Raw genomic sequence first — 19,260 nt, 5'->3', positions numbered from 1 at the left:
GGGGGGGTGTGTTTTGGGGGGTTTGGCGCGGGGGGGGGGGGGGCCCCCGGGGGTTTCGTTGGGGGGGGGGGTGGCGGGGCCCTTCCCGCCGGGGCGGGGGGGGGCCCGGCCCGACGGCGCCCCCCCCGCCCGAATCGATGTTCTCGGTGCTGTTGGTTCACAGATCAGTGATGCGTCGCCAGCCCTCCGTGTCCGTGCATCCGGGAACTCATCACCGGCATTCCGGTGACGGCCACGACGACCGTCAGCACACCGACGACCCACGCGGTCCACGACGCGCCCCTGAGTGCGTCGAAGTTCATCACCCACGGGGAGAGGAACAACAGCACACCGAAGACGGCCATTGCGTATTCGGCCATGGTCATCTCCGGGCGGCTCATGTGGACGAGACCGGAGAGGGCCACCAGCACACCGAGCACGATGAGTGACCACATCGCGGCGTTGTTGGTGTCGAGCCACAGCGGCGAGAGTGCCGCGAAGGCGCCGATCACGATCGCCACCACATCCTGCATACGACTCCACGATCTCATGTCGACCTCCTCGGGAACGGATTGTGTCCACCTCGAGTACACGCCTGATTGACCGCCCGATCAATACGCCCACCGTTGCATTCGGATAACGCGAACCGCAGGTCAGGGCATGTTTTGTGATCTCCGTCCTCGGTGGTGGGCCTGCTGTCGGTCTCGTGTGGGACAGTGCGTTCGTGACTTCCACTGCAGACGACGTGAAGCGCGCGCTCGCGGACCTCTCGGACGAGACCGATGCGGTGAATCTGGCACGGTTCTTCAAGACCGGTCCGGGGGAGTACGGGGAGGGCGACGTCTTCCTCGGCGTGCGGGTTCCCGGAACGCGCAGTGTGGTGCGCGTCCATGCCGATCTGGATCTGCCGGAGGTGACGGTGCTGCTCGACAGTCCGGTGCACGAGCATCGGCTGGCGGGACTGCTGGTGCTCGTCGCGCAGTTCGACCGGGCGGGCAAGGCGGGCGACGACGCCCTGCGGGAGAAGATCGCGTCCTTCTACCTCGACCTGGTGATGCGGGGGCGGGTGAACAACTGGGATCTGGTGGATTCGTCCGCCGACCGGATCCTGGGCGCGTGGCTGTACGACCGGCCGCGGGACCTGGTGTTCGAACTGGCCGGGGACGACGACCTCTGGCGCCGGCGCGTCGCGCTGCTGAGCACGTTCGGTTTCATCCGGCAGGGCGACGCGTCCACAACGCTCGAGGTCGCGGAGTCCGTTCTCGCCGATCGCCGCGACCTCACTCAGAAGGCGACGGGGTGGATGTTGCGGGAGGTCGGCAAGCGGGTGGACCGCGCGATGCTCACCGGTTTCCTGGACCGGCACGCGGCGGCGATGGGCCGCACGGCCCTGACATACGCGTGCGAGCACCTGACCGCTGAGGAACGTGCGGGCTACCGCGCGATGCGGTGACCGGATTCCCGCTACATTCGGTGGCATGACAGCTCCCACTCCGACTCGCCGTCGCGGACGGGCAGGGGTGATCGTCGGCGCGGTCCTCGCGGTGATGGTCGTCGTGGCGGGCGGGGTGCTGTGGCTGGCGCCGGACCGCTACCTGCCGTGGGACACCGCCGAATTCCCGGTCGTCGACACGCGCGCGTTGTCTCCGCAGCAGGCGCGGATCGTCGGGCTGCTCGAGGCCGAGCACGGCAGGCAGCGACCGGGCACGTTCTACTCGGAGGGGGTCGAGGAGGCCTGGTGCGCGGATTTCGTCAGCTGGATCATGCGGGAAGCCGGGCAGCCGTTGTCGAATCCGAATTCCGGGTATTGGCGGATCCCCGGCGTCTACACGTTGCGGGAGTACTACGAGTCGCAGTCCCGGTTCGAGCACGCCGGCGGCGGGTACCGGCCGACGGTCGGGGACGTGGTTCTCTACGACAACAGCAGCTGGGTCGGCCAGCACACCAACGTCGTCGTGGCCGTCGACGGGGATAGGGCGACGACGGTCGGCGGTAACGAGTTCGGACGCATCCGCGTCCACACGCTAAACTGGACGACCGATTCCGCGGTCGTCGGGTTCGGTCGGCTCGGGTGAGCGCCCTCAGAATTCGATCTTGAGGTGATCGGTGACCGGCCGCGCCTGGCAGCCCAGGATGTAGCCGCTCTCGATGTCCTCGGGGTCGAGGATTTCGCTGTTCTCCATCTCGACCTTGCCTTCGAGCACGGTGCACGCGCACGACCCGCACTCGCCTTCCTGGCAGGAGTAGGGGACGTCGATTCCCTCGGCCAGCATGATGTCGACGAGGGTCTGCTTGCGTGGCCAGCTCAGGTTGTGGATTTCGCCGTCGAGTTCCACCTCCACGGTGGCCGCGTCGGCGGCCTCGTCCTCGGTGACCTCCACGACGTCGGCGTCGCGGAAGGGGTCGCCGGCCAGCGAGTTGAACACTTCGGCGTGGACCTGGCTGCGTGGCATCCCGGCGTCGGCGAGCGCCTTGTGGATGGTGTCCATGAACGGCGCCGGTCCACACATGAAAGCTTCGTGCCCGAGGTACGGCGCGACGGCGGAGGCGAGCTGATCGACGCCGGGCAGGCCCTGGACCGTCTCGAGCCAGTGGATGGACACGAGTCGCGACGGATACCGGCTCGCGAGTGTGCGGAGTTCCTCCGCGAAGATCACCGACTGCTCGTCGCGGTTGGCGTAGAACAGGACGACCTTGCCGGACCCTTCGGTGAGGGCGGCCTTGAGGATCGAGATCACCGGGGTGATCCCGCTTCCTGCCGCGAACAGCAGGAAGTCGTGGTCCAGCGACTTGGGCGTGAACACACCCGACGGGGGGAGGACCTCGAGGGTGTCGCCGACGGCGACGTTGTCGCAGAGCCAGTTGGACCCGTAGCCCTCGGCCGTCCGCTTGACGGTGACCTTGGGAGCGTCGTCGGTGAACGGTGAGCTGGCGAGCGAGTAGCACCGGGCGACCGAGCCGGTGCGGTCGCTGGGGATGCGCAGGGTGAGGAACTGTCCCGGCTTGTACGCGAACTTGTCGGCGAGTTCTGCCGGGACGTCGAAGACCAGCGACAGGGAGTCGGGGGTTTCCTCGACTACGCCCGAGACGGTGAGCACCACCGATCGTGAGCTGTGCGGCACCTCGACAGTCGTCATCGTATGTGCAGTCCTTCCGTACCTCGTGGCGCCGGAACGCTCGCTTGCCTGCCCCAAATATAGAACAGGTTCTAGTTTTTGCCTAGCGGGTGAAGTCCGCGCGGAGTGCCCAGCGTATCGAGTGCCGTCCCCTCCGGCTCGGCCCGGCCGCACCTGTCCGTTCGGGCAGTTTGTGTGCCGCGGTCGGACGGTTCGGCTCCGCAGGTCTGTAACCGGGGCCCGGACTGGGTCACAGTGGGTTCCAGGTGAGACGCCGATCACATCAAATGGGGTCCCCTTCCACATCGCTTCTGATCCGACATCGACTAATCGAGGAGACGGCCATGGCCATCGAGCTCAACCAGATCTGGGACTTCCCCATCAAGGAGTTCCACCCGTTCCCGCGGGCACTGATGGGAGTGGGCGCCCACGACATCATCGGCGTCGAGGCGAAGAACCTCGGATTCAAGAGGGCCCTGCTCATGACCACCGGTCTGCGTGGCTCGGGCATCATCGAGGAACTGGTCGGCAAGATCGAGTACCAGGGCGTCGAGGTCGTGCTCTACGACAAGGTCGAGTCCAACCCCAAGGACTACAACGTCATGGAGGCGGCCGCGCTCTACCAGAAGGAGAAGTGCGACTCGATCATCTCCGTCGGCGGCGGCTCGAGTCACGACGCCGCCAAGGGCGCCCGCGTCGTGGTCGCGCACGACGGCCGCAACATCAACGAGTTCGAGGGATTCGCCAAGTCCACCAACAAGGAGAACCCGCCGCACATCGCCGTATCCACCACGGCCGGAACGGGTTCGGAGACGTCGTGGGCGTACGTCATCACCGACACGTCGGATATGAACAACCCGCACAAGTGGGTGGGATTCGACGAGGCGACCATCGTGACCCTCGCGATCGACGACCCGCTGCTCTACTACACCTGCCCCCAGCACTTCACGGCGTACTGCGGATTCGACGTCCTCGCGCACGGCAGTGAGCCGTACGTGTCGCGGCTCGACTTCGCGCCGTCGCTCGGCAACGCGCTGTACTCGGTGGAACTGGTCGCGAAGAACCTGCGCGAGGCCGTGTTCGAGCCGCGCAATCTGAAGGCCCGCGAGGGAATGATGAACGCGCAGTACATCGCCGGCCAGGCGTTCAACTCCGGCGGCCTGGGCATCGTGCACTCCATCTCGCACGCGGTCAGCGCGTTCTTCGACAGCCACCACGGACTGAACAACGCGATCGCGCTGCCCCGCGTCTGGGAGTACAACCTGCCGTCGCGGTACGAGCGGTACGCCCAGCTGGCCGGTGCGCTGGGGGTCGACACCCGCAACCTCACCACGGTGCAGGCCGCGGACGCGGCCGTGGAGGCGGCGATCCGCCTGGCGAAGGACGTCGGAATTCCGGACAACTTCGGTCAGGTGCGCACCGACTCGTACGAGAAGAACCAGATGAACACGAAGAAGTACGAGGGTCGCGGTGACACCATCCGGGGCGACGAGAAGACCGTGCGGGCCATCTCCGAGCACATCCAGGGCGACTGGTGCACACCGGGCAACCCGCGCGAGGTGACGGTCGAATCGATGATCCCCGTCGTCGACCACGCGATCAACAGCGCGTACTGACCCGAACCGCCGAAACTCGCGTCCGGGGCGGGCGCCGCACCCCAGCCTGGCCCCGCCCCGGATGCGTTCCCACCATCACCCGACCCAAGGACGGATGCCCCGATCATGACTGCACCGCACACGGCCCCGGAACCGGCGGACATCACCTTCACCGACGGCGCGGAACTGAAGGAGGCGCTGAGCGAGGTCGACTACATCGCCGACGACGAGTTCGCGGTGGTCGTCCACCTGGCGACCGCGCTCGAGCGTCCGCTGCTACTGGAGGGTCCGGCCGGTGTCGGCAAGACGGAACTGGCGAAGTCGCTGGCCGAGGCCGCGGGGCGCAAGCTCGTTCGCCTGCAATGCTACGAAGGACTCGACGACAACCGGGCGCTGTACGAGTGGGATTACGCGAAACAGCTTCTGCACGTGCAGATGTTGCGCGACCGCATCGGTGAGCAGATGGCAGGGTTCGACAACATCGCCGATGCGTCGAAGTTCCTGGCGGCCCAGGATTTCGGGCTGTACTCGGAGAAATTCCTGTCGGTGCGTCCGTTGCTCGAGGCCATTCTGTCGCCGGAACCGGTGGTGCTGCTCGTCGACGAGGTGGACCGCACCGAGGAGTCGATGGAGGCGCTGCTGCTCGAGGTTCTCGCGGAGGGCCAGGTCACCATTCCCGAGGTCGGAACGTTCACCGCGCGCTCGGCGCCATGGGTGATACTGACGTCCAACGACACTCGGGAACTCTCGCCCGCACTCAAGCGTCGGTGCCTGCACTACCACCTCGGATATCCCACCCCGCAGCGTGAGCGGGACATCGTGACGGCCAGGGCGCCCGAGGTCGAGGACGCCGTCGCTGCGGATGTCGTGGATCTGGCGCGCACACTGCGTCAGTTGCCGCTCCGCAAGAGCCCGTCGATCGCGGAGGTCATCGACGCGGCCCGTGCCGCAGTGGTCCTGAAGGCGTCGGGGGTGGCCGTGAGTTCGCAGGCCGCCGTGCGCGACATCCTGCTCACCGCCCTGCTCAAGTACACCAGCGACGTGCAACTCGCCCGTACCCGGCTGGACGGCGACGAGCCGGTCGCGGTGGCCGACGACGAGACCGCTTCGGCCGGGCCCGTCGAGCGCGCGACGGTCGCGTCGCGACCCGCCAACACGACTACGGCCGTCTTCCGCGGGCACGGTGGCCGCGACCGCGGCGGCATCGGCGCGGGTCGGCAGGGCAGGCGCTGACGATGCTCCGCCCACTGCCCGACCCCGCCCCGTCCCTGCCCGCGCAACTCCTCGACGTGCTGGCCGCGTCGTTCGGAAAGGTGTTGCGCCGCTACGGCGTGGCCGCCTCGCCCGCCGAGGTCATCGAGGTCCGCCGGGTATTCGGTCTGATCGGCGGCCGGGATCTCGCCACGCTGCGGGCATCGCTGCGAGCGGTGTGCGCGAAGTACACCTACGAGCAGCCGGGATACGAGCGAGCCTTCGACGTGTTCTTCTCTGCGGTCACCGATGCGGCGCCCGGCGAGCGCCCTCCGTCACGGGTCGAGTTCGCGGAGGGACTTCCGGACGCCCTGGAGGTGGCGGACAACGGGGACACCGCCCGGTACGCGGAATACAACGAGCGCGCCGCCGAAGTCGGCGACCACTTCGACACCCCCGAGGCGCGGAAGGGCTTCAACCCGCACAAGGACGACGACGACGTCAGCATGACGTCGAGCGACGCGGATCTGTCCGTCGATTCCGAAGCCGACTCCGGCCGCCGCGGCGTCACGTACACGGTGGAGGTCGAGAGGGCGGCGAGCACCGCGGTCGGAGACCTGGCGTCGTCCACGAGCGGCGCCGTCGTCGGATCGCTGTCCTGGGACGACCCGGAGTCGATCCTCGCGTGGCTCGACGCGTACGACCCGAGCAAGGTCTACGCCGATACGGGCGGCGCCGAACCCCTCACCGCGGCCCAGCTGAACCGGCTGGCCGAGGCGGTGGAGGCGTTCGTCGGCGCCCTGGCGGATGCCCGGGATCTGACGGCGGGGCACCCGGCGGCGCCGGCGGCGGCCGCGGGCGGAACAGGGTCTGCGACGTCGCGCGCCGAGGTGAACCAGGCCTGCTACGAGGTGCTTCGGCGGATGCGGGGACCGTCGCGCCCGCGCCCGCGCGAACTGGCGAACGGCCGGCTCGACATGCGCCGGACGGTCCGCGCGAGCCTGCGGACCGACGGCGTGCCGTTCCATCTCATGGTGCGAGCACCCCGACCGGACCGGGTGCGGGTGCTGATCCTGGCCGATGTGTCGCTGTCGGTGCGACCGGTCACCGCCTTCACCCTCCGATTGGCGCAGGCCATGCATCGCCGCGCGAGCCGGTGCCAGGTACTGGCGTTCGTGGATCGGCCCGTCGACGTCACGGACACTCTCCTCGCCGGGACGGACGACGACGCACTGGCATCCGTTCTCGCGGACCCCCGCATCGATCTGGAGGCGAGCAGCGATTACGGCCGGGTGTTCGCCGACGTGTTGACCGAGTTCGGCACCGATGTGAACTCCCGCACCTCGGTGGTGGTCGTCGGGGACGGGCGGTGCAACGGCCTCCCGCCGGGTGTCGACGAATTCGCCGAGCTACGGCGCAAGGTTCACCGGCTCGCCTGGATCACCCCGGAACCCGAGCGGTACTGGAGCCAGGCGTCGTGCGCGATGCCGGACTACGCCGAGATCTGCGATCGGGTCGTCGTCGCGCGCGATGCCGCCCAGCTGATGTCGCGCGCCGCCGAACTGGGGCACGCGCTGCGGTGATTCACGCCGACCTATCCGATCGGGTAGGTCCCGCACCTGACCTTCGGTGGGTGTGGGAGCAGGTCCCCGGCCGTAGGGTCTAGGTGAAGGTCTTGTAATCTGGATCACAATCGAGCAGGTGCCGGGAGGAGTGTCGAGTTGTCCGTGTCCTATCCGTCCACCCGCACCACCGCCCCGGGCAGGCTGGTCAAATTCCACGCACCCGAGATCGTGTTCGGTATCGGGTCGATGGTCGAGGCCGCACACGCCGTACTCCGTCTCGGCGGGGCACGGCCGATGCTCGTCACCGACCCGGGTCTGATCGACGCCGGCTGGGCCTCCGAACTGCAGGAGCAGCTTCGCGAACAGGGCCTCACCCCCGTCGTGTGGAGCGCGTTGACCCCCAATCCCAAGGACCACGAGATCGCGGCCGGACACGACGCGTACCGGGAGGGCGAGTGCGACGTCCTCGTCGCGCTGGGCGGCGGATCCGTCATCGACGCGACGAAGGGCATCGCAGTGCTTGCCGCGAACGGCGGCAACATCCTCGACTACGAGGGAGTGGACCAGGCGACCAGTCCGATCCCACCGCTGGTGATGGTGCCGTCCACGTCGGGCACCGGCGCCGACGTGTCCCAGTTCTGCATCGTCACCGACACGACGCGCGGCACCAAGGTCACCATCATCGGCCGGGCCCTCGTGCCCGACGTGACCGTGATCGACCCGCGCCTGCTCACCACCATGCCGGAGTGGCTCAACGCCGCAACCGGCCTGGACGCGCTCACCCATGGCATCGAGGCCTTCGTGTCGCTGGCACACAACCCGCTCACTGATCACCATGCGCTCCGCGCGGTCGGGCTGGTCACCGACACCCTGGTCCGCACCATCGAAGAGCCGATGGACATGGAGTCGCGCTCTGTGATGGCCCAGGCGAGCCTGGAAGCCGGTCTCGCGTTCACCAATGCGATCCTCGGTGCAGCGCACGCAATGAGCCATCAGGTCGGGGGCCTGCTCGACCTGCCGCACGGAGTCATCAACGGCATCCTCCTCCCGCACGTGATCCGGTTCAACGCCACCGACGACGCCACCCCGTTCATCGCCATCGCCGCCGCCCTCGGTCTGGAGGAGCGCCGCGGAACCCCCGAGGAGGCAGCCCTCGCGGTCGCGGACCGGGTGGAGCGCCTCGCCCGGGAGGTCGGGGTGCCGAAAGGTCTGGGGCAGTTGGGGGTTCGTGAGGCGGATCTCTCGCGCCTCGCCGAATTCGCGCTCCGGGACGCGTGCATGTCAACCAACCCGCGCACGGCGACACAGGAACAGATGGTGGCGCTGTTCCGGTCGGCGCTGTGAGCACATGAACGCCCCCGATCTGTCCACGCTCACCGGACTCCGGTCCGGGAAGCCGACGTTCTACCCCCAATATCGCGGTGCCGCCGAACGTCTCGAACGCGTCGTGCACGCACTCGAACTCATCTCCCGGGCCCTCGTCCGCACGGTGGAAGGCCCCGAGACCCTCATCTGCGCGGTCGCCGAGGCGGCTCGGGCGCACCTGGATGCCCAGTGGGTCGCGTTCGCACTCGCCGACGGCATGCTGCCCGACGCCGGTCCCCGCCGGCTCGTGCTCGGCCCGGACGCGACGCCGTTCCTCGTCGACAACGTGGAGGGACCGCCGCTGCCGGACGAGGTGGTCACGTGCCTGGCGGACATCCGGTCGGCGCGCACCGGAGGTGCTCCCGTGATCGACGCGCATCACGCGTTCGTGCCGATCGTCCTCGAAGGAGGCGTCGTCGGAGCCTTCGCCGCGTGGACCGCCGAGCACCGCACGCTCGACACCACCGACGGTGCGGTCCTCAGCATCCTCGCGAGTCAGACCGCGGTGGCACTGCAGAATTCGGCGTTGTACCAGCGGGGCCAGCTCCTGCTCGAGCGGGCCGAGCACGCATACTCGGAAGCTCGCCGCACCGCCTCGGATCTCGCGGTGCGCAACGCCGAACTCGAATCCACCCAGCGTCAACTCGGGGCGGCGCACCGGCATCAGGTGCTCGACGAGGAACGGCACCGGATCGCCCGCGAACTGCACGACAGCGTCACCCAGGCGGTGTTGTCGGCGGGCATGCAGATCGAGGTGTGCCGCAGCGGGGTCCCGGACGACGAACGCAGCGAACGACTGGATCTGGCAAAGGAATTGACGCGCCGTGCCGTGGAGCAGCTGCGCTCCGCCATCTACGCGCTCAATCACTCCGGCGGGTCCGACCGGACATCGCTGCCCGAGATGCTCGAGCAACTCGGGGTGGTGCACATGCCCGACGAACTCGAGGTCACCGTCCGTGTCGGCGGCACCCCCGCCGAGTTGTCCAGCGACCGGGAACATGCGCTGCTGCGGATCGCCGGCGAGGCGCTGTTCAACGCTGCGGTGCACGCCAACGCGACCCGCGCCGTCCTACGGCTCACGTATTCGCAGAACTCGGTGCTGCTGTCCGTCGCCGACGACGGCGACGGCGATCCCAAGCGCATGCGCCTGATGCTGCGGATGGCCGCGAACAACGACCTCGACGGGCACCACCGCGGGTTGGCGAACATGCAGGCCCGCGCAGCCGAGTTCGGCGGCACCCTCGACGTGGCGCGCGCCAGGATCGGCGGGGTCCGGGTTGCTGCCCGGATTCCGTTACATTCCGACAGTGAGGTGGACCGATGACCATTCGAACCTCGGTGCGTGACCAGGCCGGGTCCGTGCGCCCCACTTCGGTGGTGAAACTCGTGCTCGTAGACGACCATGCGATTCTCCGCCAGGGGCTGCGCTCCGTCCTCGAGCGGGAACCGGATCTCGAGGTGGTGGGGGAGGCGTCGTCGAGTCAGGAAGCGCTGGCCGTCGTCGACCGAGTCGCGCCGGATGTCGTGCTGATGGATCTGAAACTGTCGGCGGCCTCCGACTACGAGGGGCTGGCGCTGTGCGGGCAGTTGTCCGCCGCCGACAGCACGTTGGGTCTGCTCGTGCTCACGACGTTCCTCGACGAGCAACTCGTCGTCCGCGCCATTCACGCGGGCGCCCGCGGATACGTGGTCAAGGACGTCGACACCACCGAACTCGTCCGCGCCATCCGCGCCGTGTCCCGTGGTGAGAGTGCGTTCGACTCGCGTAGTGCGTCCGCGGTCATCCGCTCACTCAACGGTCAGACGACGCCGCGCGAAGGACTCACCGAGCGTGAACTGGAGGTCCTGCAACTCCTGGCCAAGGGGCTGTCGAACGCGAAAATCGGTGAGCGGCTGTTCATCTCGGCGACGACGGTGAAATTCCACGTCAGCAACATCATGCGCAAACTGGACGTCAGCCGGCGTGCGGAGGCCGTCTACGAGGCGGGCAAGCTCGGTCTGATCTGATCGGTCAGCAATCGCAGTCGTGGTCACGCGCGGCGGAGGCGGTGGCCGGTGCCGGACAACAGGTGTCGCCCTTCCATGCGTTGACGCCTTCCTTGACCGCGATCGCAGCGATGACGAGGGCAGCGATCGGGTCGGCCCAGGACCACCCGAACAGGCTGTTGATCAGCAGGCCGACCAGCAGAACCGCGGACAGATAGGTGCACAGCAGGGTCTGCTTGGAATCCGCGACCGCCGACAGTGAGCCGAGTTCGCGGCCCGCGCGGCGCTGCGCCCACGACAGCACCGGCATGACCGCGAGGCTGACCGCCGCCAGTGCGATGCCGACGGGGGAGTGCTGGGCTTCGCCGACGCCGGCCAGGGAGCGTATCGCGTCGACCGTGACATACAGGGCCAGACCGAAGAACGAGAACGCGATGATCCGCAGCGCCACCTTCTCCCGGGACTCGGGATCCTTGCCCGCGAACTGCCAGGCCACCGCGGCGGCGGAAGAGACCTCGATGACCGAATCGAGACCGAAGCCGACCAGGGCGGTCGAGGAGACCCGGGTGCCCTCGGTGAGCGCGATGACGGCCTCGAGCACGTTGTAGCTGATCGTCGCCGCCACGAACCAGCGGATCCGTTGTCCGAGGACCTGCCGCCGCCGGTCGGTGAGAGTCGGCCGCGTATGGGGCATCCCGAGATCCGAGGCCATCAGCAGCACCCCTCGGCTGCGGCATCCGGGCAGCAGGACGGGTCGACCGCCAGTACCAGTCCGAGTAGATCGTCCAATGCCCGCCCGATTCGGGGATCGGCCAGCTCGTACCGGGTGCGCCGGCCCTCCGGGGTCGCGACGACGAGCCCGCAACCACGCAGGCAGGCCAGGTGATTCGAGAGGATCTGGCGCGACACCCCGATCCGGTCGGCCAGCTCGGACGGATATCCGGGCCCCGGCCGCAGGCTCAGCAGGATCTGCGTCCGCGTCGTGTCCGACAGGGCATACCCGAATCGAGCCAGCGCCTCGTGATGGATCACGGTCTCCATGACCCAAACGGTACAACGTTTGCTGTATTCAGGAAAGGCTGAACTCTCGTGCCTGTGCTCAGGATGCTGTCGACGCGAGATCGTTCGCGGTGAGCGCGAGAATGTCGTTCGCGTGACTGAGGGCGATGAAATGACCACCGCCACTGATCGGGTGCCAGATCGCGCCCGGGGTTCTGTCCGCCACTGTCTTGTTGATGACCTCGGGCACCAGCGTGTCGGCGCTGCCCTGCCAGAAATGCACCGGGCGCTCCACCCGGGTCATGTCGAACGGCCACGCCTCGTAGAGCATCGTGGCGTCGGCGACGAGTCCGTCTGCGCCGTGCCGGAAACATTCTCGCCCGGCCGCCAGGAACGCCTCGAGAACCTTCTCGTCGGCCAATACCTCCCGATCCGCGGTGCACGCCGACTCCGTGATCGCCTTCGCGTACCGATCCGCGAAATGTGTGGCACTCATGCCGAGCAATTCGTACATGAGCGTGAAACCGGGATGGAAGTGCAGCGCCAGGCGACCGCCCAGCGCGTCCACGCTGCTGAGGTACTTCGCGGCCCAGTTCGGTCCGAACGTTCCGTAGTTGCCGCCGGCGATGCACATGACATTGACGAGGCGCGCGGGGTCGAGATACGCGGCGGCCGCAAGAGCCCAGGGACCGCCCTCGGACCAGCCGGTGACCGCGAATCGTTGTGCGCCGAAGGAGTCGGCGAGAAGCAGGAGGTCCTCGGTCCAGCTCTCGAAGGTGCGGCCCGGCTGAAGGTCGGACCCGCCGATGCCCGGCCGATCCGCGCAGACGAATCTCAATCCACGGGCCTTCGCGGCGGTATCGAACAGCTCGGCCTCCAGTCGGCTCGACGGTCCGCCGTGGTTGTGGAGTACGAGTGGTCCGTCCGGGTCGCCGGCCTCGAGATACGTGAGGGTCCGGTCACCGGCCCGGATGCTTCCTTCTCTCGTCACGGGGACTCCTCACGGTGTCGATCGGACGTCGTCAGCGGGGTGGTTCGTACCGACACTGCTGTTCGCCCGATTCGTCCATATTAGGCTCGACCCGTTGTTCCGCGGACGTCATATCACCAGCTGGTAATATGAGAATATGAGCGCCTATGCCGCCCTCGCCGAGCCTCACCGCAGGCAGATCCTCGACCTTCTGCGTGAGGGTGAGCAGCCTGCCGGGGAACTCGTGAAGCGCATCGACCTCAGCCAGCCCGGCGTGTCCAAGCACCTCAGGGTGCTGCGCGAAGCGGGGCTCGTCGTCACGCGCGCCGTGGGTAAGCAGCGCCTGTACGCGCTGCGCCCGGAACCCCTCGCCGAGGTCGACCAGTGGTTGGAGCCGTACCGCGCGATCTGGTCGAACCGCCTCGACGCCCTCGAACGACACCTGGAGGAGAACCCATGACCGACGGAACCCTGGAAACCATCGACGGCCGCCCGACGCTGCGCTTCGAGCGCACACTCGCCCACTCGGTCGAGCGCGTGTGGCGGGCGGTCAGCGAGCCGGCGGAGCTCGAGCGCTGGTTTCCCGCAGCCGCCGACTGGACACCGGCAGCGGGGGAGACCTTCGAGGCCTACGGCGCGACCGGCGAGGTAACCGAGGTCGATGCACCGCATCGCCTGGCGTGGAACTTCGGCGGAGAGAGCTACAGCTTCGAACTGACCGCGCAGGGAGACGGATGCCTGCTGGTCTTCACCCACGTCTTCGGTGACCGCTCGCTCGCGGCGCAGACCGCAGCCGGGTGGGAAACCTACTTCTCACGGCTCGAACCCCATCTCGCCGGCGGGTTCCTCTCCGAAAAGGACGCACACGAACCGTGGACGGAATGGGAGAAAGTGCACGAACGCTACGCCGAGCGCTTCGGGGTCGACCCGACGCCGGGACGCCGCTTCCTCGCGGCTCAGCGTGGCGGCGAATCATGATCCGCTAGGTCCGACTCGGGGTCGGGACTCACCCACGCAGCGACTCGCTCGAGCGCTGCGTGGGTGAGTTTGTTAGTCAACAGGTTTCGCTCACCGGGACCGTGGGTTTCGTCCAGCGGCTGCGGTTACTGGGGGTTTGTGGCGGGTTTCGTTCTCGAGCATGGCGTAGAGGACGTCGCATCTGCGTGGGCGCGGCAGAACAGGGCGGCGCCCACGCTCCTTCCCTCGGTGCGTTTGCGGTCGTAGTAGCCGCGGCTGGAGGAGCCGGGTCGGTGGGTGACCGGGGCAATGCCCGCGACCGTGGCGAGGTGTCCGGCGGACTTGAATGCCGAACCCTCGCCGACCCCCGAGCAGGATCCGTGCCGTCGTCGAAGGCACCGATGCCGGGCAATGAGGTTGGGACTCGGGAAAGGGGGTGGTCGTCGAGTATCCTTCGGTGTCTTTTCCGATCGTATTCTGTTGCGGAAGGACTTCTTTCAGGGATTCGGCGAGCTTCGGCACGACGAACTCAGCGGGCTTGCTGCTGGGCGCAGTCAGTGTCTGTGCGTCGAGGCGGTGACGATCTCGGTGGCGAGGCGGGCGCCCATGCAGGGTTGCGTGCTGACCGCGAGCCCCCAGTGCGGAACCGGCAGGTGCTTGACTCGTTACGTCGATCAGGGGTCAATCGGCGGCCAATCGCCGCCATCAGGTTCGGCGACACCCCCGGATCATTCGAAAGATAAGGGCAATAAGTCATTCCGAACATGGAGACCGTAGCCCCACGGAACGGGACCACGAACGACGATAAAGGGGCAGTGGGAGCTATTGCCTGGTCCGGGATCGGTTGCTAGACTCGAACAAAGTTTCGAATCGCCTTGGGGGAGGTTGGTTGTGGGGGAGGCTGCATTGGGGGAAGGTGCGTTCGGGGATGTGGTGGCACCGGATCTGGCGGAGGTGCGGGCGTTCACCGCGCGGTTGCGGTGCGTCGAGGCAGGTGGGGATGCCGGGGCGGGGATCGATCTGCTCGATGCGATCGAGGCGTTGAAGTCGGTGGGCTGTGCGGCGCAGGCGGTGATCACCGACCACGTCGCGACATGTGTTCGGGCGGAGCGGCAGGCCGCGGGAATGCCGCGGGCGGAGTGGAATCGCGGGATCGCAGCGCAGATCGCGTTGGCGCGCCGGGAATCCCCGAACCGGGGTGGCCGGCATCTGGGGTTCGCTCGGGCGGTGGTGCACGAGATGCCGCACACCCTGGCGTTGCTGCGGTCGGGTCTGTTGAACGAATGGCGGGCCACCCTGTTGGTGCGGGAAACGGCGTGCCTGTCCGCATCCGATCGGGGCATCGTGGACCGCCGGTTGTGCGCCGACCCCGGCGTGCTGGACGGGGTCGGTGACCGCGGGCTGATCGCGCGGGCGACGGCGCTGGCGGCCGAACTCGACGCCGCCGCAGTCGTCCGCCGGCACCGCAAGGCGGTCTCGGAGCGGCGGGTGACGACACGACCGGCGCCGGACACCATGGCGTACCTGAGTGTGCTGATGCCGGTCGCGCAGGCCGTGTGTCTGCAGGCCACCCTGGGGCGGGACGCGGACCGCCTGATCGCCACCGGACAGAGCGGTGGCCGGACCCGGAATCAGCTGATGGTGGACCTGCTGTTCGACCGCGGCACCGGACAATCCGTGGCATCCGGGGTGCCGGTGGCGGTGAATCTGGTGCTCTCCGACGACACCCTCCTCGCCGGGGGTTCCGAGGCGGCGCAGGTGCAGGGGTTCGGTCCGGTGCCGGCGGGGATCGCCCGGCACCTGGTGGCGGACGCGGTGGGTGCGGACGCGGAGACCGCGTTGCGGCGGGTGTATGCGTGCCCGGGGTCGGGGGCGTTGACGGCGATGGAATCGCGGTCCCGCACGTTTCCGAAGAGTCTGGCGAGGTTGATCGACCTGCGGGATCGGACGTGCCGGACGCCGTGGTGTGATGCGCCGATCCGCCATCACGACCACATCCGCTCACACGACAAGATGGGTCGGACCAGTGCGGGCAACGGGTCGGGTGTGTGCGAGGCGTGCAATTACGCGAAGGAGGCACCGGGCTGGGTGGCCCGCCCGGTCACCCACCCCGGCGGGCGGCATGCGATCGATCTCGGCACCCCGACCGGTCACCACTACCGATCCACCGCACCACCGCTGCCGACCCCGGCGCGAGATTCGGTCGCCGAAACGGTCCTGAGCGCACAGCTGCGTGCGTCGTGAGGTGGTCAGCAGTCGATGACGAGCCAGCCGCCGTGGTGCTCGAACACCTCGAACGGGCGCCCCGTCGACTCGCCGAGTGTCTGCAACTTCGGGGTGTCGAAGGTCCGAATGTGCCCGTGGCACGCCGTTGCCTCGTCCTCGTACGGCACGGCGACGACCACTCGGTCGCGGGCGATGCGCAGGGCCTCGGATATCACTGCGGCACCGATGTTCTCGTCGACGTGTTCGAGGAGGTGGACTGCGGTGACGGTGTCCGCGCTGTCGTCGGGAACGGGCACGTGCGCGGCATCGCACACGAGGGTGCGCACATCGAGTCCGAGTTCCGGTGCGACGGCGTCGAGGAGGGTCATGGTGCCAGGAAGGATGTCGGTGGCGGTGACGGACCGGCCTGCGCGGGCAAGTCGGAGCGGGAGGAATCCGAAGCACGATCCGAGATCGAGGACGGAACCGCGGACCAGTTGTTCGGCCTTCTCGTGGATGGGCGCGAAGTCGGCGGTGCCGTCGAGGAGTTCGGCCAGCGAGTTCCGGTAATAGACGGTCCACGATTCGAGCGCACCGTCCACGGTCGAGCGGACGAGTCCGACCATGGTCGACTCGAATTCGTCCTGACCGAATTCGGCGTCTTCGACGGATGCGGTGACGGAGGCGACGAGTCTCTCGCTGAGATCGCCCGGCGTCAGCGAGTGGGTGACCCGCAACTGGTCGCCGTCGCGGGTGAGCGTGAGCGGACCGCGGTCGACCCGCCGCACAGTGACGTGACCATGTGACCACCGCCCGGGTTCGCACGGCGCGAGAGAGTCGAAAGCTTGTTCGTCGAGAGTGGAAGTCATTCGTGGCAACCTTGCCGGGAGGAGAGAGATCAGGATTGGGTGTCGGGCTCGCCGAGGGAACTCAGACCATCGTAGAGCGATTGCATTCCGCTGGCGAGTAGTTCGTTCAGTTCGAGCGAATCGTCGTCGAGCCACTGCTCGTACGCCGACATGGCAACGCCCAGTAGAAGATAGCCGACGGTCCGTGGAACGTGATCGGTCGGTGCGACTCCGAGCCTGCTCGCGACGTATTCGGCGATGACGTTGCGCCACCCCTCGTACATGACCACCGAATACGCCTGCAGGGCGGGCACTCGCAGGATCAGACCCATGCGTTTGCGGTGATTGACGGCCTCACTCGCGGGAAAGGCGTTGAACTGCAACAGTGCGGCGGTGAGCCCGTCGACGATCGGGATGTCGTCGGGTTGCGCCGCGAGTTGGGCCCGCATCTCGTCGAGGTGGGCGTCGAAGTCTCCCCACGGGATCGCGTTCTTGGACGGGAAGTAGCGGAAGAGTGTGCGCCGGGCGATGCCGGACGCCTCGGCGACTTCGTCGACGCTGGTGGCGTCGAAGCCCTGTTCCGTGAACAACTCGATCCCGACGGTGCTGATCCGATCCTGCGTAGTGGACGGGCGCCGCCCTATCCGACTGGATGGTTTTCGGCGACTTCTCAACTTTCGTACCCTCCCGGTCTGTCATTCTGCACTCGATGCCATTACAGTGGTGAGGCGAGTCACAGAGATGGTTCCCTATGACAGGGAACATCCCTCCGGCTCGCGCCGTATCACCGAACAGTAGGAGGAAATCATGTCGGATCGCGACAACAACGTGCTGGAAAACGACTTGGTCGAGGAATCCCTGGTGGAAGAGGTCTCGATCGACGGCATGTGCGGCGTGTACTGATCATGTCCGCTCCAGCATCTGCCTCGGTGACCGGCGGCGCCGGTATCGATCTCGACGTGGGCTGGAAGCTTCATCCGCAGGTGGCGCTGCGTCCCGAACCTTTCGGGGCGCTGCTCTACCACTTCGGGACGCGCAAACTGTCGTTCCTGAAGAACCGCACGATCGTCGCGGTGGTCGAAGCTCTTCCCGCACATGCCGATGCCCGGTCCGCGCTGCGGGCGCAGGGTATCGGGGACGACACTGCCGCGCAGTACGCGCGGGCGCTCGGCACGTTGGCCGAGTCGCACATGATCGTTCCCGCCTGACCAGCTCTCTCCACCCAGTACCAGAGGACACAGCCCATGACCTCCATGCTCGAAAGGCCCTCCGCGCCGGTCGGCCGCCTCGTCGACCAGTTCGAACTCGGTCTCGACGCCCCGATCTGCCTGACCTGGGAGTTGACCTACGCGTGCAACCTGTCGTGTGTGCACTGTCTGTCCTCGTCGGGCCGGCGTGATCCGCGCGAGTTGAGCACCGAGCAGTGCAAGTCGATCATCGACGAACTGCAGCGTATGCAGGTGTTCTACGTGAACATCGGCGGCGGTGAGCCGACTGTCCGCTCGGATTTCTGGGAGCTGGTCGATTACGCGACTGCCCATCAGGTGGGGGTGAAGTTCTCCACCAACGGCGTGAAGATCGACAAGAAGGTCGCGGCCCGGCTCGCGGCCAGCGATTACGTCGACGTGCAGATTTCCCTCGACGGTGCCACGGCGGAGGTCAACGACGCCGTCCGTGGTCCGGGTTCGTTCGCGATGGCCGTGCGCGCCCTCGAGAACCTGTCCGAGGCGGGTTTCAAGGACGCGAAGATCTCCGTCGTCGTCACCCGGCACAACGTGTCCCAGCTCGACGACTTCAAGGCCCTGGCCGACAAGTACGCCGCCACCCTGCGCATCACCCGCCTGCGGCCGTCGGGGCGCGGCGCGGACGTGTGGGACGAACTGCATCCCACGCAAGTGCAGCAGCGTGAGCTGTACAACTGGCTGGTCGCCAACGGCGAGGGTGTACTCACCGGCGACTCCTTCTTCCACCTGTCCGCCTACGGCGACGCGTTGCCCGGGCTGAACCTGTGCGGCGCCGGACGGGTGGTGTGCCTGATCGATCCGATCGGCGACGTCTACGCGTGCCCATTCGCGATCCATGATCAGTTCCTCGCCGGAAACATCTTGGCGGACGGCGGTTTCCAGCAGGTCTGGCAGACGTCGGAGCTGTTCCAGGAACTGCGGTCCCCGCAGACCGGCGGCGCGTGCAGCAAGTGCAACCACTACGACTCCTGCCGCGGCGGGTGCATGGCCGCGAAGTTCTTCACCGGGCTGCCGATGGACGGTCCGGACCCCGAATGCGTGATCGGCAACGGCGAACTGGCGTTGGCCGCGGCGGGAGAGATCCCGAAATCGAGTGTCGACCATTCCCGCACCGGCCAGCGCCGGACCCCGCGGGCGCCGGTTCCGCTGACGCTGATGGTGCGTCCCCCGGCAAAGATTTGTGACGAGAACCCGCTTGCGGGCATGGACCAGACGTAACGACCGTCTGCCAGGTACGAGA

21 protein-coding genes are annotated in these 19,260 nt (G+C 67.5%); 14 read left to right on the top strand and 7 right to left on the bottom strand.

Going from position 1 to position 19,260, the window contains the following annotated elements:
• Positions 1-164 precede the first annotated feature (164 nt).
• Positions 165-530, bottom strand: a complete 366-nt coding sequence (locus ACFTWF_RS10270) for an SPW repeat protein (RefSeq protein ID WP_378461088.1) — start codon at positions 528-530, stop codon at positions 165-167.
• Positions 531-703: 173 nt separating this feature from the next.
• Here ACFTWF_RS10270 and ACFTWF_RS10265 point away from each other — a divergent pair, with 173 nt between their 5' ends.
• Together ACFTWF_RS10265 and ACFTWF_RS10260 are read left to right on the top strand one after the other, a co-directional pair.
• The gene (locus tag ACFTWF_RS10265; protein ID WP_378461087.1) at positions 704-1,432 is read left to right on the top strand and encodes a DNA alkylation repair protein; all 729 of its coding nucleotides are present in this window, start codon (positions 704-706) and stop codon (positions 1,430-1,432) included.
• Positions 1,433-1,457: 25 nt separating this feature from the next.
• A complete protein-coding gene (locus ACFTWF_RS10260; RefSeq protein WP_378461086.1) occupies positions 1,458-2,054 on the top strand; it encodes a CHAP domain-containing protein in 597 nt (198 codons plus the stop codon).
• A 6-nt stretch (positions 2,055-2,060) separates the two neighbouring features.
• On the opposite strand, the gene ACFTWF_RS10255 is transcribed toward ACFTWF_RS10260, so the two are convergent.
• Positions 2,061-3,116: a 2Fe-2S iron-sulfur cluster-binding protein gene (locus tag ACFTWF_RS10255; protein WP_378461085.1), complete on the bottom strand. Its 1,056-nt coding sequence runs from the start codon at positions 3,114-3,116 to the stop codon at positions 2,061-2,063.
• A gap of 323 nt (positions 3,117-3,439) precedes the next feature.
• On the opposite strand from ACFTWF_RS10255, the gene mdo reads away from it, so the two are divergent.
• The 6 genes from mdo to ACFTWF_RS10225 all read left to right on the top strand — a co-directional run bounded on the left by mdo (position 3,440) and on the right by ACFTWF_RS10225 (position 10,818).
• Positions 3,440-4,711 (top strand): NDMA-dependent methanol dehydrogenase, encoded by a 1,272-nt coding sequence (gene mdo / locus ACFTWF_RS10250; protein ID WP_095860959.1) that lies wholly within the window; start codon positions 3,440-3,442, stop codon positions 4,709-4,711.
• Positions 4,712-4,816: 105 nt separating this feature from the next.
• Positions 4,817-5,923: an AAA family ATPase gene (locus tag ACFTWF_RS10245; RefSeq protein WP_378461084.1), complete on the top strand. Its 1,107-nt coding sequence runs from the start codon at positions 4,817-4,819 to the stop codon at positions 5,921-5,923.
• A gap of 2 nt (positions 5,924-5,925) precedes the next feature.
• Entirely contained in the window at positions 5,926-7,464 is a 1,539-nt protein-coding gene (locus ACFTWF_RS10240) for a VWA domain-containing protein (RefSeq protein ID WP_378461083.1), read from the top strand.
• A gap of 138 nt (positions 7,465-7,602) precedes the next feature.
• On the top strand, positions 7,603-8,790 hold the full coding sequence (locus tag ACFTWF_RS10235; RefSeq protein WP_378461082.1) for an iron-containing alcohol dehydrogenase: 1,188 nt from the start codon (positions 7,603-7,605) through the stop codon (positions 8,788-8,790).
• A 4-nt stretch (positions 8,791-8,794) separates the two neighbouring features.
• Entirely contained in the window at positions 8,795-10,135 is a 1,341-nt protein-coding gene (locus ACFTWF_RS10230; RefSeq protein WP_378461081.1) for a histidine kinase, read from the top strand.
• Entirely contained in the window at positions 10,132-10,818 is a 687-nt protein-coding gene (locus tag ACFTWF_RS10225; RefSeq protein ID WP_378461080.1) for a response regulator, read from the top strand. Before ACFTWF_RS10230 ends, ACFTWF_RS10225 begins: the two co-directional genes overlap by 4 nt.
• 4 nt (positions 10,819-10,822) lie before the next feature.
• Here the strand turns inward: ACFTWF_RS10225 and ACFTWF_RS10220 are convergent, their stop codons facing one another.
• From ACFTWF_RS10220 to ACFTWF_RS10210, 3 genes are read right to left on the bottom strand one after another with little or no spacing between them, the layout of a single operon-like run.
• Positions 10,823-11,509 carry a cation transporter gene (locus ACFTWF_RS10220; protein WP_378461079.1) on the bottom strand — a complete coding sequence of 229 codons (687 nt, stop codon included), beginning with the start codon at positions 11,507-11,509 and terminating at the stop codon, positions 10,823-10,825.
• The gene (locus ACFTWF_RS10215; RefSeq protein ID WP_378461078.1) at positions 11,509-11,838 is read right to left on the bottom strand and encodes an ArsR/SmtB family transcription factor; all 330 of its coding nucleotides are present in this window, start codon (positions 11,836-11,838) and stop codon (positions 11,509-11,511) included. Before ACFTWF_RS10215 ends, ACFTWF_RS10220 begins: the two co-directional genes overlap by 1 nt.
• Positions 11,839-11,896: 58 nt before the next feature.
• Positions 11,897-12,787: an alpha/beta fold hydrolase gene (locus ACFTWF_RS10210; RefSeq protein ID WP_378461077.1), complete on the bottom strand. Its 891-nt coding sequence runs from the start codon at positions 12,785-12,787 to the stop codon at positions 11,897-11,899.
• A gap of 136 nt (positions 12,788-12,923) precedes the next feature.
• Between ACFTWF_RS10210 and ACFTWF_RS10205 the strand changes: the two genes are divergently transcribed.
• The 3 genes from ACFTWF_RS10205 to ACFTWF_RS10195 all read left to right on the top strand — a co-directional run bounded on the left by ACFTWF_RS10205 (position 12,924) and on the right by ACFTWF_RS10195 (position 15,967).
• Positions 12,924-13,226 carry an ArsR/SmtB family transcription factor gene (locus tag ACFTWF_RS10205; protein WP_378461076.1) on the top strand — a complete coding sequence of 101 codons (303 nt, stop codon included), beginning with the start codon at positions 12,924-12,926 and terminating at the stop codon, positions 13,224-13,226.
• On the top strand, positions 13,223-13,744 hold the full coding sequence (locus ACFTWF_RS10200) for an SRPBCC domain-containing protein (RefSeq protein ID WP_378461075.1): 522 nt from the start codon (positions 13,223-13,225) through the stop codon (positions 13,742-13,744). Before ACFTWF_RS10205 ends, ACFTWF_RS10200 begins: the two co-directional genes overlap by 4 nt.
• 870 nt (positions 13,745-14,614) lie before the next feature.
• The gene (locus ACFTWF_RS10195) at positions 14,615-15,967 is read left to right on the top strand and encodes an HNH endonuclease (protein WP_378461074.1); all 1,353 of its coding nucleotides are present in this window, start codon (positions 14,615-14,617) and stop codon (positions 15,965-15,967) included.
• A 5-nt stretch (positions 15,968-15,972) separates the two neighbouring features.
• Here ACFTWF_RS10195 and mftM read toward each other — a convergent pair whose 3' ends face one another.
• Both mftM and mftR read right to left on the bottom strand, forming a co-directional pair.
• Positions 15,973-16,797: a mycofactocin oligosaccharide methyltransferase MftM gene (gene mftM, locus ACFTWF_RS10190; protein WP_378461073.1), complete on the bottom strand. Its 825-nt coding sequence runs from the start codon at positions 16,795-16,797 to the stop codon at positions 15,973-15,975.
• Between the two features lie 29 nt (positions 16,798-16,826).
• Positions 16,827-17,450 carry a mycofactocin system transcriptional regulator gene (gene mftR, locus ACFTWF_RS10185; RefSeq protein WP_378461072.1) on the bottom strand — a complete coding sequence of 208 codons (624 nt, stop codon included), beginning with the start codon at positions 17,448-17,450 and terminating at the stop codon, positions 16,827-16,829.
• Positions 17,451-17,583: 133 nt separating this feature from the next.
• Here mftR and mftA point away from each other — a divergent pair, with 133 nt between their 5' ends.
• The 3 genes from mftA to mftC are packed head-to-tail and all read left to right on the top strand — an operon-like array spanning position 17,584 to position 19,238.
• The gene (gene mftA, locus ACFTWF_RS10180) at positions 17,584-17,679 is read left to right on the top strand and encodes a mycofactocin precursor MftA (RefSeq protein ID WP_005573048.1); all 96 of its coding nucleotides are present in this window, start codon (positions 17,584-17,586) and stop codon (positions 17,677-17,679) included.
• Between the two features lie 2 nt (positions 17,680-17,681).
• Entirely contained in the window at positions 17,682-17,984 is a 303-nt protein-coding gene (gene mftB, locus ACFTWF_RS10175; protein ID WP_378461071.1) for a mycofactocin biosynthesis chaperone MftB, read from the top strand.
• 36 nt (positions 17,985-18,020) lie between these two features.
• A complete protein-coding gene (mftC, locus tag ACFTWF_RS10170; protein WP_378461070.1) occupies positions 18,021-19,238 on the top strand; it encodes a mycofactocin radical SAM maturase in 1,218 nt (405 codons plus the stop codon).
• Positions 19,239-19,260: the final 22 nt, after the last annotated feature.

This window comes from Rhodococcus sp. NPDC056960, assembly GCF_042674125.1.
In the GTDB taxonomy this organism is placed as follows: Bacteria; Actinomycetota; Actinomycetes; order Mycobacteriales; family Mycobacteriaceae; genus Rhodococcus_F.
Note: the sequence above shows the minus strand (reverse complement) of the source record. Positions and strands in the feature narration are given on the sequence as shown.

Bases quoted from the DNA above. Each gene is read 5' to 3' on its own strand.
- ACFTWF_RS10270 (WP_378461088.1), bottom strand. From the start codon at position 530: ATGAGATCGTGGAGTCGTATGCAGGATGTGGTGGCGATCGTGATCGGC.
- ACFTWF_RS10260 (WP_378461086.1), top strand. From the start codon at position 1,458: ATGACAGCTCCCACTCCGACTCGCCGTCGCGGACGGGCAGGGGTGATC.
- ACFTWF_RS10255 (WP_378461085.1), bottom strand. From the start codon at position 3,116: ATGACGACTGTCGAGGTGCCGCACAGCTCACGATCGGTGGTGCTCACC.
- mdo (WP_095860959.1), top strand. From the start codon at position 3,440: ATGGCCATCGAGCTCAACCAGATCTGGGACTTCCCCATCAAGGAGTTC.
- ACFTWF_RS10245 (WP_378461084.1), top strand. From the start codon at position 4,817: ATGACTGCACCGCACACGGCCCCGGAACCGGCGGACATCACCTTCACC.
- ACFTWF_RS10240 (WP_378461083.1), top strand. From the start codon at position 5,926: ATGCTCCGCCCACTGCCCGACCCCGCCCCGTCCCTGCCCGCGCAACTC.
- ACFTWF_RS10230 (WP_378461081.1), top strand. From the start codon at position 8,795: ATGAACGCCCCCGATCTGTCCACGCTCACCGGACTCCGGTCCGGGAAG.
- ACFTWF_RS10225 (WP_378461080.1), top strand. From the start codon at position 10,132: ATGACCATTCGAACCTCGGTGCGTGACCAGGCCGGGTCCGTGCGCCCC.
- ACFTWF_RS10220 (WP_378461079.1), bottom strand. From the start codon at position 11,509: ATGGCCTCGGATCTCGGGATGCCCCATACGCGGCCGACTCTCACCGAC.
- ACFTWF_RS10215 (WP_378461078.1), bottom strand. From the start codon at position 11,838: ATGGAGACCGTGATCCATCACGAGGCGCTGGCTCGATTCGGGTATGCC.
- ACFTWF_RS10205 (WP_378461076.1), top strand. From the start codon at position 12,924: ATGAGCGCCTATGCCGCCCTCGCCGAGCCTCACCGCAGGCAGATCCTC.
- ACFTWF_RS10200 (WP_378461075.1), top strand. From the start codon at position 13,223: ATGACCGACGGAACCCTGGAAACCATCGACGGCCGCCCGACGCTGCGC.
- mftM (WP_378461073.1), bottom strand. From the start codon at position 16,797: ATGACTTCCACTCTCGACGAACAAGCTTTCGACTCTCTCGCGCCGTGC.
- mftA (WP_005573048.1), top strand. From the start codon at position 17,584: ATGTCGGATCGCGACAACAACGTGCTGGAAAACGACTTGGTCGAGGAA.
- mftB (WP_378461071.1), top strand. From the start codon at position 17,682: ATGTCCGCTCCAGCATCTGCCTCGGTGACCGGCGGCGCCGGTATCGAT.
- mftC (WP_378461070.1), top strand. From the start codon at position 18,021: ATGACCTCCATGCTCGAAAGGCCCTCCGCGCCGGTCGGCCGCCTCGTC.